The sequence below is a fragment of the Novosphingobium sp. PASSN1 genome, assembly GCF_002278815.1.
The window spans coordinates 327428-340759 of record NZ_NKIS01000004.1; the positions used below are offsets into that span (position 1 = coordinate 327428).

The window sequence follows — 13332 nt, forward strand, 5'->3', positions numbered from 1 at the left end:
CTGAACATGTCTGAGAGACTAGCCGGAAAAGTCGCCCTCATTTCGGGCGCGGCTCAGGGTATTGGTGCGGCAATTGCTGCGGCCTTTGTTGCCGAAGGGGCGAAGGTCGTTCTGGGCGATATTGCCGCAGACGAACTCACGGCGCTGGCAGCGAAGCTAGGGCCGGACGCGGTTGCGGTGCCGCTTGATGTGACCGAACCTGCGGCATGGGAGCAGGCTGTGGCGCTCGCGGTGGAACGGTTCGGCAGCCTGTCGGTGCTGGTCAACAATGCCGGGATCGCACACAGGCTGACCCCGATCGATGCTATCAAACCAAGAACTTGGGACAGGGTGCTAGCAGTGAATCTCACTGGCCCGTTCAATGGCATTCAGGCTGCGACCTCTGCGCTGCGCCAGGCTGGCAAAGGCGCGATCATCAACGTTTCATCAATCGCCGGGATTCAGGCTGCCGAGGGCATTGCCGCTTACGCCGCATCGAAATTCGGCGTGCGCGGACTGACCAAAGTGGCGGCCTTCGACCTCGGCCGTGATGGCATTCGCGTCAATTCGATCCACCCGGGCCTTATTGACACGCGCATGGCGGTCGGCTCGGACTACCCGGTCGATGGACTGGCTCTGCCACGCATGGGCCTGCCAGAGGAAGTCGCGCAAATGGCGGTGTTCCTTGCCAGCAACGAGTCATCCTACTGCTCCGGCGGGGAATTCGTTGTCGATGGCGGGGATACGGCTGGGCGATTCCTTGGCCGCTGAAGCCATACTGCAGAGCTAGACTCCGCGAACCCATCCAAAAAAATGCCGGGGTATTTCTACCCCGGCAAGTCCGCTGAAGATTCGTACGCGAAAGATGTTTTCGCGAGGTATTCCGATCAGAACTTGAAGCCGGCGGTCAGGCCATAGCGGCGCGGTTCCAGCGTGAAGATGTTGGTGAAATTGCCCGAGGACTGGTCGGTCACGTAGAGCCCCGTGATCGGGTTTTCGTCGAACAGGTTCTGCACCCATGCGCGCACGAACCACTTGTCGCCCGGGCCATCGAACTGCATCTGGGCGTTGACCTGCGTGTAGGAAGGCAGTTCATTGACCGCGCCATTGAAGATCGTGCCCTGGCTCTTGCCGGTGTAGATCACGTCCACACGCGGGGTAAGAGTCGAGCTGCCGAGCTTTGCGACATATTGCACACCGCCGGAGAGCTTCACTTCGGGTGCGCCGGGCAGCTTGTTACCCTTGATGTTGACATCGATGCCCGGTGCGCCGGTGGACGGAGTACCGAAGGTGATACCACCAAAAGCGGCCCCCAAAGTTGGTGCCACGGCTTTCAGAACGTCGCAGACGCTGTAGGCACCGGCGGCATTGATGCCGCTGCCTGCCGGGAACTGGGTTGCGTCCTTGAGGCCCGTGCCTGCCTGAATACCGGGGATGGAGCCGGCGTTGATCAGAGCGTTGGCCTGATTGACGAACGCGACTGCCGATGCCTGCGTGCCGTTGTTGGCCGAAACGGCGCAGTTGGCCGCATTGCCGACGTCCTTGATCAGCACGGCATCGGTCCGGCCACCAGCGAAATCACGCGGGTTGCCGAGGAACTTGTCCTCCGAAACCTTGGTGTGCAGGTAGCTCGCGGTGAAATTCATCGTCAGCTCGGGCATCGGGCGCACGATTGCCTCTGCCTCAAGCCCGTAAATGTTGGCGCTGACGTTGTCGTTGACCGAAGTGCGCGCGACAATGCGCGAGAGCTGCAGATCCTTGTATTGGTAGTAGAACGCGGTGAGGTTCAAGGTCAGCTTGCCGTCAGCAAATGTGTTCTTCGACCCAATTTCGAAAGCATTGACGAACTCAGGCTTGAACGAGTTGGGAACGCTGAAGATTGGCGAGAGCGGGGGATTGATGCCGCCCGATTTGTAGCCGCGCGAGTACGAGGCATAGAGCAGGTGACCCGGCGCGATCTTCCAATCGAGCACGGCGCGGCCGGTGAGCGCGCGGAACGTGGTCGAGATATCCGAAAACTCCTGGTTGCCAGGCGCATTGGGATCGAAATCGACGTTGGAATAGCCCAGCGCTTCGGTGATCGAGCCGGCTCCCGTTTGCGTGAACAGGAACGAACCCTTGGTATCGTTGAGCAAGGTTGTGCGGGCGTGCGCGTCCTTCTTGTCGTGGTTGTAGCGCAGGCCAATGGTGAGCTTCACAGCATCGCTCACATCATAATAAGCTTCACCGAAGATGCCATACGAGCTCAGGCGAAGTTCCTGGTTGCTGCGATAATACGGTGAGGCAAGGAAGTAGGACTGGCCCGGCTTGATCGGTAGCCCTGCACCAGATGAAAAAATCCCGCCCAGCACGCCTGAAGCATAGTCCAGCGCGAACGAATTGGCGAAATAGTCCTGCGGCTTGAGTACATAGTGATCGTAGATCCCGCCCAGCAGGAAGTTGAATGGCCCATCCCACTTCGAAGAGAGAATGCCTTCCACGCTCCAGTTGCTTGAATGCTGGTTCGACCGATCAAGACTGATTGGGGTGTTACCGCAGACGCTGTGGCCGCTGAACACGCCGGTTCCGGTGTTCTCCGGCAGCGAAGTGCAAAGCTTGCCATTGGGACCGTCGGGCATCAGGGCATTTGCGATCGGGCCGAGATAGTTCTGCAGTGTCGTGCCGCCAGCACCGGCAGCCAGTGCGGCCAGGGTGTTGAGCGCGGGCTGCATCACGCTGCGATCCTGAATCGCCTGGTTGTATGACTGCGTCGAATCCAGATTGGTCTTCTGGTAGTTGCCGCTGAGCTTGAACTGAAGGCCGCTGCCAAGCTGCTGCTCGACGCTGCCCTGAATGATCAGCTCATTGGTCCGATAGGTTGGGTTGTAGTCAGTATTCACCACCCGCGGATCGGTTGGGTTCTTGGCCGCAGCGAACGGATCGCGGCCATATATGCTCCCGAGCGCCAGGCCCTGCAGTGCGGCCGGAAGGCCTGCGATGTTGTAAAACTCTTTGGAGCTCAGGATTTGGAAAACAGTGGCGTTTCCGTTCTGAAAGCCGGTGCCAAGCTTGTCGGCAAGGCAGCCCGCGACCCCACTAACATCGGTGTTGCACACCTGCTTTTGTGAGCGAAGGCGATTGTCATCCTCGTCGAAATACTGGGCCATGAAATTGACCGTCGTATCGCTTGATGGCTCCCAGCGCAGCGAACCGCGCAGACCGTACATGTTGCGGCCATCGATCCGCGAGTTATCGAACAGGTTCTTGGTGTAGCCATCGCGGTTGAGGTAGAAACCGGCAACGCGGACACCCAGAGTTTCAGTGAGGGGCACATTGAGCATCCCCTTGATCCGCACGCCGTTGTAATTGCCATACTCGGCCTCGCCAGCAGCGTGGATACCGCCGCTGAGATCCGGACGTGCCGTCTTGAGGTTGACCACGCCCGAGGTCGCATTGCGCCCAAACAGGGTGCCCTGCGGGCCGCGCAGAACTTCGATCTGCGCCATATCGAAGAATTCACCTTCAAAAATCCGGCTGCCAAGCAGCGGCGCATCATTGATGTGAATGCCCGTCGCCTGATCACACGAGCTGCCAGTGCAAAGATCGCCAATGCCGCGGATGGTGAAGCTGGATGAGGTGAAGTTGGTCTTGGTGAAGGTGATGTTGGGCAGGCTCAGCTGCAAATCGCTGGTATTGCGGATTTGCTGCTTGTCGATTGCCGCCGCATTGAAGGCGCTGATCGCGATTGGAACAGACTGGAGGGTTTCAGAACGGCGCTGCGCCGTAACAATGATCTCTGCCGTCCCGGTATTGTCGTCAACTGCACTCTGCGCCGAAGCCATTACTGGAAATGCAAATGCGCACACGCCAACAAGCAGGGAAATCTTGCCCCTCATCAGTCAATCCTCTCTAATGCCGGTCCCGCATTGAGCGCAGGAACTCACCGGCTTAGATGAACGAAAAGTGAGAGGTACTGTCAATTACTTGGTATGCAGCTCGCACATTCATTGCACTTGTAATGGATTTCCGACCAGAAAAGCGCCTTGCTGGTGGCTAAGGCGTGCGCACCGGATCTTCGCCTCGCCAATCGAGTGAGGCTTCCCTGACCCGCTCATAGAGCCGAGCAAGCGATGGTGTGAGCTCAGCGATCTCGAGCAAGGGCTGACCGGCCACGCCGGAGCCGAAATAAGTATACCGGGGACCTTTGGGGAGTTTTCCGCGACAGTCTTCCCGCATGCCCAACCCGTGCGCCAGCTTAACATGGTCGTCATAGCTTGTGGACCATACGGACACGTGATGCACCCCGCCGCCGGTCCCCTGCAAAAACCGATGCCATGTGGAATCGCCGTCACCGTGCGGACAGATGAGCTCGATCTGCAGATTGCCCCAGTTGCCCAGCGCAACCGACATATGCGGACTGGCAACCTCCCGGCCCTCGAACACGTAATACTCGTTGCGCAAGTTGTCCGTGCGGAAGAAGGGGCCAGCACCCATCTCGGTTGTCCAGTACGTCAGGGCCACATCAAGATCAGGGACCACCACACCGTTCTGCATGGCCGGGCCAAACAGTCTGCTCATTCAGGATTCTCCCGAAGACAAGGCGCCATCAGGCGACGCGGACGGCCATTTTGCCTTTGTTGCCGCCGGCGAGCAGCCGGATCAGGCCATCCGGTGCGCCTTCCAGCCCTTCGACAATATCCATCTTGGCCTTGAGCTGTCCGGCGGCAACCCATGCGGCCAGCTGCGCTTCCGCCTCGGTATTGGCCATGGCGTTGTCGAGGACAATGAACCCCTCCATGCGTAGCCGCTTGGTCACCAGAATACCCGGTATCAGGGGCGAGCCATAGGCTTCGCCGCGCTTGTCATAGCCCGAGACAGCACCGCAGCAGACAATGCGCCCACGCTGGTTCATGGCCCACAGCGCCGCCTCCAGCACCGTGCCACCAACATTGTCAAAGTAGATGTCCACCCCGTCCGGCGTGGCAGCGCGCAAGGCCTTGCGGAAATCGGGGGCTTTGTAGTCCACCGCCGCATCGAAACCGAGTTCACCCGTCAGCCAGGCGCACTTCTCCGGCCCGCCCGCAACGCCCACCACGCGGCATCCGGCGAGCCGGGCGATCTGCCCGACGATGGTACCGACCGCCCCGGCTGCGGCCGAAACCAGCACCACCTCGCCCTCGCGCGGGCGACCGATATCGAACAGCCCGTGATAGGCGGTGAGCCCGGTCACGCCGAGCACGCCGATCAGATGCGCGGGATCTTGGCGGTTGTCGCGCCTCGTCAGCGCCTCGGCCGGCAGCGCGGCGAAGTCCTGCCAGCCGCCCATGCAGTCGACCAGATCCCCCGGCGCAAAGCCGGATGCGTTGGACTCCACCACTTCCGAGAGCGTGAAGCCATGCATCACATCGCCCGGCAGAACCTGCTCACGGTAGCTCGGCCCGTTCATCCACGCCCGGTTGGCGGGATCGAGCGAGAGCATTCGCGTGCGCACCAGAACCTCGCCAGGTCCGGGCGAAGGGACCGGGCTTTCGCGCCATACGAAGTGATCGCTCGTCAGAGCGCCGGCCGGCGTGCTCACCAGTATCCACTGCCGATTGGTCATGATCTTTCCTTCTCCTCGCCGCTTTGCCCCGGAAGCCATCGCTCCGGGCGCAGGGCGGTGCGGCACGTGTTCAGGCGAAGGAGCGGTCGCGCCAGTTGACCCAGGGATCGGGCATGTCGGTGCTCACGCGATTGGGGAACGCAGGCGGGCGCTTCTCGAGGAACGAGCTTACGCCTTCGCGCGCATCGGCCGATGCCCCGCGCGACTGGATGGCCCGGCTGTCGGTCATATGCGCTTCCATCGGATGATCGGCCCCGGCCATGCGCCACAAGAGCTGGCGATTGATCGCAACCGAAACCGGCGCGGTGTTATCGGCAATCTCCCGCGCAATCGCACGCGCGGCGGGGAGCAATTCATCGGGTTCGTGCAGCGACTTGACCAGGCCTTGCGCCAAGGCCTCATCTGCGCCGAAAATCCGCCCGGAAAGACACCAGTCGAGCGCGGTCTGCATACCAACCAGCCGGGGCAGGAACCACGATGCCGCACCATCGATCACGATGCCGCGCCGGGCGAACACCAGGCCCCAGCGCGCGGTCTTTGTAGCGATCCGAATATCGGCAGCCAGTTGCATCGTCGTGCCGGCACCCACGCCCACGCCGTTGACCGCGGCGATGATCGGCTTGCAGCAATCGTACATCCGCATCGTGACGAGCCCGGCACCGTCGCGATAAACATCGCCGACACGCGTGACTTCCAGATCGGGGTCTGCGAGAGCCTCGTAGTCGAAAGTCTTGCCGCTGCCGAGATCCGCCCCTGCGCAGAACGCCTTGGTGCCCGACCCTGTAAAGATCACGCAGCGTACCCCATCATCGGCATCGACCGCGTCGAAGGCGCTAAGCAGTTCCTGCGTCATGCGGCTGGTCATCGCGTTCATGCGGTCGGGCCGGTTGAGCGTGATCGTCGCGATCCCGTCCTCTACGTCATAGAGAATGGTCTCATATTGGCTGGCAGTCACTCGAACTCTCCTCGTTACAAATCTTGTTGGGTGGGCGCGCTCGGCGGGTTCAGGTTGCCTCGGCCCGGATCAGCGCCGCCGCGCGTTCGCCAATCATGATGGCGGGGGCATTGGTGTTTCCGGAAACGATTGTGGGCATGATCGAGGCATCGGCCACGCGCAGGCCCGCGACGCCGTTGACCCTGAGGTCCGGCCCCACCACCGCTTGCCCCGCCGGCCCCATCGCGCAAGTGCCGACCGGGTGGAACATCGTTCCGCCGTGGGAGCGGATGAAACTGGTGAGCTGCGCATCATCGGCCAGATCGACGTCTTCGGCCGGCGTAAGGCGCTTCACCAGAATTTCGCGCATCCCCGGCGTATCGTAGATCCGGCCAACCAGCCGCAACGCTGTCATCGTGGCCACGAGATCATCCTCGTCGCCGAGGTAGTTGGCATAGATCTTCGGCGCGTGGGCCGGATTGGCGGAAGCCAGATCGATCCGCCCCCGCGATTTCGGACGCAGACACGCGACCGAGGCTGACCACGCAGGAAACCGGTGCTCGCCCAGCTCACCGCTGATCATGGATTCGTTCGAAAAGGCGCGAAAGCCGATCTGAGTATCGGGCGTGGCCGCGCCGGGCAGCGATCTGCAGAAGATATAGGCGCTGCTTGCCCCAGTGGTCAGCAGCCCCTTGCCCGTAAGATAGTAGCGCAGCACGTGGGGGATCAGCCGCGGCCCGCTTGTCTCGCCGTTGAAGCTGTAGCCCGGCTTCACCCGGTGGACCCAGTGAACATACATATGGTCTTGCAGGTTGCGGCCCACGCCGGGCAGATCGTGCAGCACATCGATGCCATGATCGCGCAAATGCGCCGCCGGGCCGATGCCCGAAAGCATCAGGATCTGAGGTGAATTGATCGCGCCGGCGCTCAGCACGATCTCCGATCGTGCCACAACGTGCATCGTCTGTCCGCCGCGCCGCAATTGCACCCCGGTCGCGCGTCCGCCTTCGATCACGATCCGCTCGACCAGCGAGTCTGTCCAGACGGCGAGATTGGGCCGATTTCGAGCAGGGGCGAGATAAGCCGTAGCGGTGGTATGGCGCCGGCCGCGATCATCGATGGTGTGATCGATCCAGCCGATACCTTCCTGCACCTCGCCATTGAAATCATCGTTCAGCGGCAGCCCCGCCGCCACACCGGCCTCGACAAAGGCGCTGGTAGCGCGATGTATCGAAGAGCCCGGCGGCTGGCGGTGCCGGGTGTTCGTAACCCGCACCGCGCCATCCCCGCCATGCAGCGCATCCGGCCCTCCCCAATAGCTTTCGGCCTTGCGGAAATAGGGCAGGACATCGTCCCAGCCCCAGCCGCGGGCACCCATCTGCGCCCACTGGTCATAGTCCTGCGGCTGCCCGCGAACATAGGCCATGCCGTTGACCGCGCTGCACCCGCCCAGTGTCCGCCCGCGCGGCCAATAGACCTTCTTGCCGCCCAGCCCCGGCTCAGGCTCGGTGAAATAGGGCCAGAGGTATTTGGGATCGAACAGGATCTTCTGCATGCCAGCGGGGATATGAATCCACCGGCTGCGATCGGGTGGGCCAGCCTCGAGCAGCAGCACCGTCCGGCGCGGATCTTCGGAAAGACGATTGGCGAGCGCGCAGCCCGCGGATCCTCCGCCTATGATCACAAAGTCGAACGCTTCCGCCACCGGGTGCTTCCTCTGCCCTTGATCTGTTTTCCTCGGCCAGGACCTTCCTCCCAGGCCGCGCTGCGGGCAAGCGCAGCAAGGGGCAACGGCAGAGTTATCACATTTGTAATGGCGCTTTTCAGCGATCACTCTGGCTCTGGTGCCCGCCTTCCCATAGCATCCTCCTAAAACAAGAGCGTCGAAGGAGAGCGGTATGTTGACCTGGCAAGTCGGGGCAGTGCGGATCACGCGCGTGGTCGAGGCGGAAATACCGGTTCCCTACAATCCGGAGTCGCCCTTCATAGTCGAGGCAAAGCCCGAAGCGCTGCGCCCGATCGACTGGCTCTATCCGCACTTCGTGGATGAAGAGGACCGACTGCGGCTCTCGTTCCATGCCCTGCTTGTCGAAGCCCCCGGTATCCGGCTCATGGTCGATACCTGCTTCGGCCACGGCAAGCATCGCAACGCGCTCGGCAACGAGGACATGATGCGGCCGTTTCTTGAGGACATGGCGCGGGCCGGTTGGCCGCCCGAAAGCGTCGATGCGGTGATCTGTACCCATCTCCATTTCGATCATGTCGGCTGGAACACGGTGCTGCGCGACGGAGTGCTTGTGCCGACCTTCCCCAACGCACGCTATTTGTTCGGCCGCACCGAATACCAGCACTGGATGGCCGCTGGCGACGAAGACCAGCAGGAAGTCCTTTCCCACTCGATCCAGCCGATCTTCGATGCCGGACTGGCCGAACTGGTCGATTGCGATCAGCGCATCAGCCCTGAGATCCGCCTCGTCCCGACACGCGGCCACACGCCGGGCCATGTCAGTGTCGTGATTGAATCCGAAGGCCAGTGCGCGGTCATCACCGGCGACATGGCGCATCACCCCTGCCAGCTGGCGCATCCGGACTGGGTGACGCCATTCGACAGCGACAATACCGAGGCAGTCGCCACGCGGCGATCCAGTTTTGCCGAATGGGCTGCCGATCAGCGTCTCGTCATCGGAACCCATTTCGCTGCACCGACGGCAGGGCGGATTCAGCCGGATGGCGAAGGCTTCCGGCTGATTTCCTGACAGGCCGCAATCCGCCCAACTTCCACAGCCATCACATATGTAATAATCAAGGCCTGCGGATTTAGTGTATCCGGCAGACCCGGTAAGCTCACAGTAACAGGGGAGCCGGGCGCAAGCTTGGTTCAGGTGGGGATGCACAGTGAAGCGAGGTACGCCGGTTGCGCATATGGAAGGGCTGGCGCCTTGGGAAGGCTCACTGCGTCCAACCGCCGAGCGCTCGATCAAGTCGGCCGAACGGACCCTCGCCCTGTTCGAGATGTTCTCGGTCAGCCAGACCCCGATGACCGTAGGTCAGATCGCGCGAACCATGGGTATTCCGCAGCCAAGCGCGACGATGCTTCTGCGCAATCTCGTGCGGCTCGGCTACCTGGAGCACAACCGCACCGACCGCACATATCTGCCGACAGTTCGGGTCATGCTGCTGGGGAGCTGGATTCACCGCAGGTTTCAGGTCGAGAACGATATCGAGCGGCATCTTGACGGGCTGGTGAAGCGGTGCGGGGAAACCGTTCTGCTTGGTCTGCAGAACAGCCTCTATTGCCAATACATCTACGCGCAGGTGCCCGATCTGCCCGAAAGCATGGACATCCAGTCTGGGATGCTGCGCCCGCTCACACGGACAGCGCTGGGCCGGGTGCTGCTCAGCATGATGAGCGACAGCGAGATCGAACTGCTGATCCGCCGCAGCAATGCCGAGTTTGCACCCGCCCTGCACGTTAATAAGACCGAACTCATGAAAGATATCCGGCATGTGCAGCATACCGGAATCTCGGAAAGCAAGGGCGAGATGACCCCGGGCCGCTCGGTCATCGCAGTCGCCATTCCCTCGGTGGTCGGCAATGTGCCAATGGCAATCGGAGTCGGAGGCGGGATCGAGCGGGTGGCGGCCAAGCGGGACATGATCATCGCCGCGCTGCAGGACGTCCGCGAACGTTTTCTGACCAGCCCGAGAGGCTAGCCCCGCCGCGCTCGGACCAGCGCCGTCAGTTGCGGCAGGATGCTGCTCGCATCGGCCACGACAGCCAAATCGGAAAAGGCCATGATCGGCGCGGCACGATCGGTATTGATCGCCACGATCGTGCCAGACCGCTCCATCCCCATGCGGTGCTGGTACTGGCCCGATATGCCGCAAGCGATATAAAGACGCGGCTTCACCACCGCCCCGGTCTGCCCGACCTGCATCGAACGCGGCGCCCATCCCATATCGACCAGCGGAAGCGAAACGCCCGCCGCACCGCCCAGCGCCTCAGCAAGATCGCGGACAAGCTCGAGGTTCTCGGCCGTGCCGAGGCCCCGTCCTCCCGCCACGATGACGTCCGCCTTGGCAAGGTCCTGCGCTGGCGCGCCCGCTCGCACCAGCCGGCACAGAGTTTTCCGGCCCGCGATCCACGGTATGGGATCGATACGGACCAGGTTTGGCACAGCCGACCGCTCCTGCGGCTCGAAAGCGCCGGGCCGGACCAAACCAATGCCTGGCCCGCCCAGCCATTCGGCCTGGACCATCGTGGTATCACCGTGGATGAGGCGCGTGGACCAGAGCGCACCGTCGCGCAGCGTCAGGTCCGTGATGTCCCAGATCACCCCGCCATCGAGCGTAGCGGCAAGCCGGCCGGCAATGGCGACACTGGTTGCGCTCTGTACCAAGAGCACCGCATCGAAGCGCATTTCCGCAGCAAGCGCCGCAATAACCTCGGCGCGCGTCTCAACCGGCACGTCGAGGATCGCGGCATGGGTGCACAAGCTGACTTTGGCGGCCCCGGCCATGGCGGCGGGTTCAAGCTCCGGTTCATCACCCGCAGCAAAGACCACCGCCTCGACCTCACCTCCCAGCTCCGCGAGCCTTGAGACAATGCCGAGCCCATCGGACGAGAGAACGCCCGCAGAAACCTCGATCACGACCAGCGCTTTCATAGGACGAAGCCCCGCGCCTGCAGAAATGCAAGGATCACCTCCGCCGCCTGTCCGCCCTCCACCATTTGCGTGGCGCGCTTGATGGGCGCGGGGCCCAAAACGGTGAAGCGCGTGCGGGCAGAAGGAACTTCGATCCCGAGCGCATCGAGCGCAATCAGCCTCACGGGACGCGAACGCGCCGCCTGCAATCCCCGCATCGTTGCACGGCGCGGCCGGTTGAGCGCCTCCGACACTTCGACCAGGCACGGACTGCTCGCCGCTTGCAGCACATCACCAGCCTCGGTCTGGCGCTCGGCGGTCCACATGTCTCCCTCGCAGGCAAGCGTCCGCGCCTGTCCCAGCAGCGGCATGGCGCAGTGCTGCGCAACCGCCGCCCAGAGAAGCGACCCTTCAATATCGCCGCTCCATGGCCCGAAAAGAGTAACCGAGGCTGGTAAGGTAAACAGCAAAGCCGCGACGACTTTCGCACGCGCCGCAATGTCCATGGTATCGATGCGGTCATCCGCCACCAGGAACGCCCGGTCCGCCCCCATCGCCAGCGCCTCGCGCACGCCGCCCAGTATCTCGGACGAGGCGGACACGGCAACGATCACGACCTCCGAAACGAGATCCGCCTCGCGCAGGCGCAGCGCCGCCTCGACCGCGTGAGCATCACCCGTGCTCAGTACGCCCGGCAAAGCCCGACCGGCCCGCTCGAAGGCATCCACGCTATCGGCCGCGCCGCCCGGTGCGGTCTTGACCAGCACCACCGCGCGCCGGGCCGCGCCTTCTTCCATCACAACGCAGCGATATAGGCACCGGCGCGCCGCCCGAAGGTCAGCGAGCGCAGGACCGAGGTTGCCGAGGGATATTGGTGATAGAACAACCCGACGATCTCACCCGCCGCGTAGAGGCCGGGAATGGGCTTGCCATTGGTGGCAATCACCCGGCCCAGATCATCAGCCTTGAGGCCGCCAAACGTGAAAGTAATTGCCGCTGTCAGCGGAAAGGCGATGAATGGCGGGCTGGTCAGCGGATAGGCCCAGTTGGATTTGGGCGGGTCGAGGCCCTCCGTTGCCTTGCCGTCGAGGATTCCCGGATCGAACGTGCCGGGGCCAACCGCAGCGTTGTATTCGGCGATCGTCTGGCCCAGCGCTTCGGGTGCAAGGCCTAGCTGATCAGCCAGATCCTCCACTGTATCCGCCGTGATCGGCGCGATATCGGTATCATAGGCGAACATCAGCTCGGGCCGCGCCGCCACCGTCTGATCGGCAATGAAGAATGCCGTCTGCTGCTGGTTGCGCCAGACTTCGTAAGCGATCAGCTCGAAGCTGGCATCAAGCGAGGTTGCGCCTTCATCGTAAAAACGCTTGCCCTCGCCGTTCACAACGATACCGTAAGTGTGGCCATAGATGACCGCATCAGCACGGCTCGTGCGCCGGTCGACGAGCTCGGCATGGAGCATGTCGAACTGCCCGGCGGTGGCTGCGCCGATCTCCATCGCCATGCGGATCCCCGTGCCCTTGTTCCCCGCCACACCCGGTGCGATCAGCGGCAGATCGACGGCATTGGGGCCGACATACTGGGTCAGCATCGCCTTGTTGCCTTCAAACCCGCCGCAAGCCAGCACCACATGCGGCGCCCGCAGTGTCTTCAGCAAACCATCGCCGCCGCGCATGACCACGCCGTCAACCCGGCCTTCCTCGCTCAGCGAAAGCCGCACGGCTTCGGTTTCGTAAAGGAACTCCGCCGCCGCGCTGGCGTCCAGGCGAGCGGCATAAGCTTCGATGATCGCCTTGCCGCCGCCGTTGGGGTTCATCGTGCGGCCGTTCATCTCGTTGGCGAGATAGAGCTCGTTGACGATGAGCTCCACGCCCAGTTCGCGAAGCTGCGCCACGGTCGTCGGCACCTCGCGCTCGAAGGTCCGGCAATAGGCCGCATCGGCAAGCCCCTTGGAAACCTCCTGCATGATCCCGACCCAGAACGGATCGAGCCTGTCCCGCTCACCCACGCGCAGGGTCGCCATGGTCCAGCGCGTAGCACCGCCGCGCTCGGTTTCGGGTGCACTTTCCAGAATGGCAACGCGCGGGGTCTTCCCGCTTGCCTTGCAGCCATCCACATAGGCCAGAGCGGCCGATAGCCCAGCAGCACCGCATCCGACGATAATGAGATCATACGTCGTGGTCATTGGG

11 protein-coding genes are annotated in these 13332 nt (G+C 62.6%); 3 read left to right on the top strand and 8 right to left on the bottom strand.

Annotated elements, in window-relative coordinates:
* The first annotated feature begins 6 nt into the window (after nt 1–6).
* Nucleotides 7–750, top strand: a complete 744-nt coding sequence (locus CFE35_RS09645; protein WP_292930375.1) for a glucose 1-dehydrogenase — start codon at nt 7–9, stop codon at nt 748–750.
* 116 nt (nt 751–866) lie between these two features.
* On the opposite strand, the gene CFE35_RS09650 is transcribed toward CFE35_RS09645, so the two are convergent.
* The 5 genes from CFE35_RS09650 to CFE35_RS09670 form a co-directional block, all read right to left on the bottom strand.
* Nucleotides 867–3800, bottom strand: a complete 2934-nt coding sequence (locus CFE35_RS09650; RefSeq protein ID WP_292930376.1) for a TonB-dependent receptor — start codon at nt 3798–3800, stop codon at nt 867–869.
* A gap of 211 nt (nt 3801–4011) precedes the next feature.
* Nucleotides 4012–4536: a VOC family protein gene (locus CFE35_RS09655; protein WP_292930377.1), complete on the bottom strand. Its 525-nt coding sequence runs from the start codon at nt 4534–4536 to the stop codon at nt 4012–4014.
* A gap of 28 nt (nt 4537–4564) precedes the next feature.
* Entirely contained in the window at nt 4565–5560 is a 996-nt protein-coding gene (locus CFE35_RS09660; RefSeq protein WP_292930378.1) for an NADP-dependent oxidoreductase, read from the bottom strand.
* A gap of 70 nt (nt 5561–5630) precedes the next feature.
* Complete coding sequence (locus CFE35_RS09665) at nt 5631–6515, bottom strand: crotonase/enoyl-CoA hydratase family protein (RefSeq protein WP_292930379.1); 885 nt, start codon at nt 6513–6515, stop codon at nt 5631–5633.
* A gap of 49 nt (nt 6516–6564) precedes the next feature.
* Nucleotides 6565–8199 (bottom strand): GMC family oxidoreductase N-terminal domain-containing protein, encoded by a 1635-nt coding sequence (locus CFE35_RS09670; protein WP_292930380.1) that lies wholly within the window; start codon nt 8197–8199, stop codon nt 6565–6567.
* 193 nt (nt 8200–8392) lie between these two features.
* Between CFE35_RS09670 and CFE35_RS09675 the strand changes: the two genes are divergently transcribed.
* Both CFE35_RS09675 and CFE35_RS09680 read left to right on the top strand, forming a co-directional pair.
* Complete coding sequence (locus tag CFE35_RS09675; protein WP_292930381.1) at nt 8393–9250, top strand: MBL fold metallo-hydrolase; 858 nt, start codon at nt 8393–8395, stop codon at nt 9248–9250.
* A 166-nt stretch (nt 9251–9416) separates the two neighbouring features.
* Complete coding sequence (locus CFE35_RS09680; protein WP_292930382.1) at nt 9417–10208, top strand: IclR family transcriptional regulator C-terminal domain-containing protein; 792 nt, start codon at nt 9417–9419, stop codon at nt 10206–10208.
* Here CFE35_RS09680 and CFE35_RS09685 read toward each other — a convergent pair.
* From CFE35_RS09685 to CFE35_RS09695, 3 genes are read right to left on the bottom strand one after another with little or no spacing between them, the layout of a single operon-like run.
* Entirely contained in the window at nt 10205–11161 is a 957-nt protein-coding gene (locus CFE35_RS09685; protein ID WP_292930383.1) for an electron transfer flavoprotein subunit alpha/FixB family protein, read from the bottom strand. The genes CFE35_RS09680 and CFE35_RS09685 overlap by 4 nt on opposite strands.
* Nucleotides 11158–11937: a hypothetical protein gene (locus tag CFE35_RS09690; RefSeq protein WP_292930425.1), complete on the bottom strand. Its 780-nt coding sequence runs from the start codon at nt 11935–11937 to the stop codon at nt 11158–11160. Before CFE35_RS09690 ends, CFE35_RS09685 begins: the two co-directional genes overlap by 4 nt.
* Nucleotides 11937–13328 (bottom strand): FAD-binding protein, encoded by a 1392-nt coding sequence (locus tag CFE35_RS09695; protein WP_292930384.1) that lies wholly within the window; start codon nt 13326–13328, stop codon nt 11937–11939. Before CFE35_RS09695 ends, CFE35_RS09690 begins: the two co-directional genes overlap by 1 nt.
* Between the last annotated feature and the right edge of the window lie 4 nt (nt 13329–13332).

Excerpts from the sequence above, each read along its gene's own strand:
- CFE35_RS09645 (WP_292930375.1), top strand. The coding sequence starts at position 7 with ATGTCTGAGAGACTAGCCGGAAAAGTCGCCCTCATTTCGGGCGCGGCT.
- CFE35_RS09650 (WP_292930376.1), bottom strand. The coding sequence starts at position 3,800 with ATGGCTTCGGCGCAGAGTGCAGTTGACGACAATACCGGGACGGCAGAG.
- CFE35_RS09655 (WP_292930377.1), bottom strand. The coding sequence starts at position 4,536 with ATGAGCAGACTGTTTGGCCCGGCCATGCAGAACGGTGTGGTGGTCCCT.
- CFE35_RS09660 (WP_292930378.1), bottom strand. The coding sequence starts at position 5,560 with ATGACCAATCGGCAGTGGATACTGGTGAGCACGCCGGCCGGCGCTCTG.
- CFE35_RS09675 (WP_292930381.1), top strand. The coding sequence starts at position 8,393 with ATGTTGACCTGGCAAGTCGGGGCAGTGCGGATCACGCGCGTGGTCGAG.
- CFE35_RS09680 (WP_292930382.1), top strand. The coding sequence starts at position 9,417 with ATGGAAGGGCTGGCGCCTTGGGAAGGCTCACTGCGTCCAACCGCCGAG.
- CFE35_RS09685 (WP_292930383.1), bottom strand. The coding sequence starts at position 11,161 with ATGAAAGCGCTGGTCGTGATCGAGGTTTCTGCGGGCGTTCTCTCGTCC.
- CFE35_RS09690 (WP_292930425.1), bottom strand. The coding sequence starts at position 11,937 with ATGGAAGAAGGCGCGGCCCGGCGCGCGGTGGTGCTGGTCAAGACCGCA.
- CFE35_RS09695 (WP_292930384.1), bottom strand. The coding sequence starts at position 13,328 with ATGACCACGACGTATGATCTCATTATCGTCGGATGCGGTGCTGCTGGG.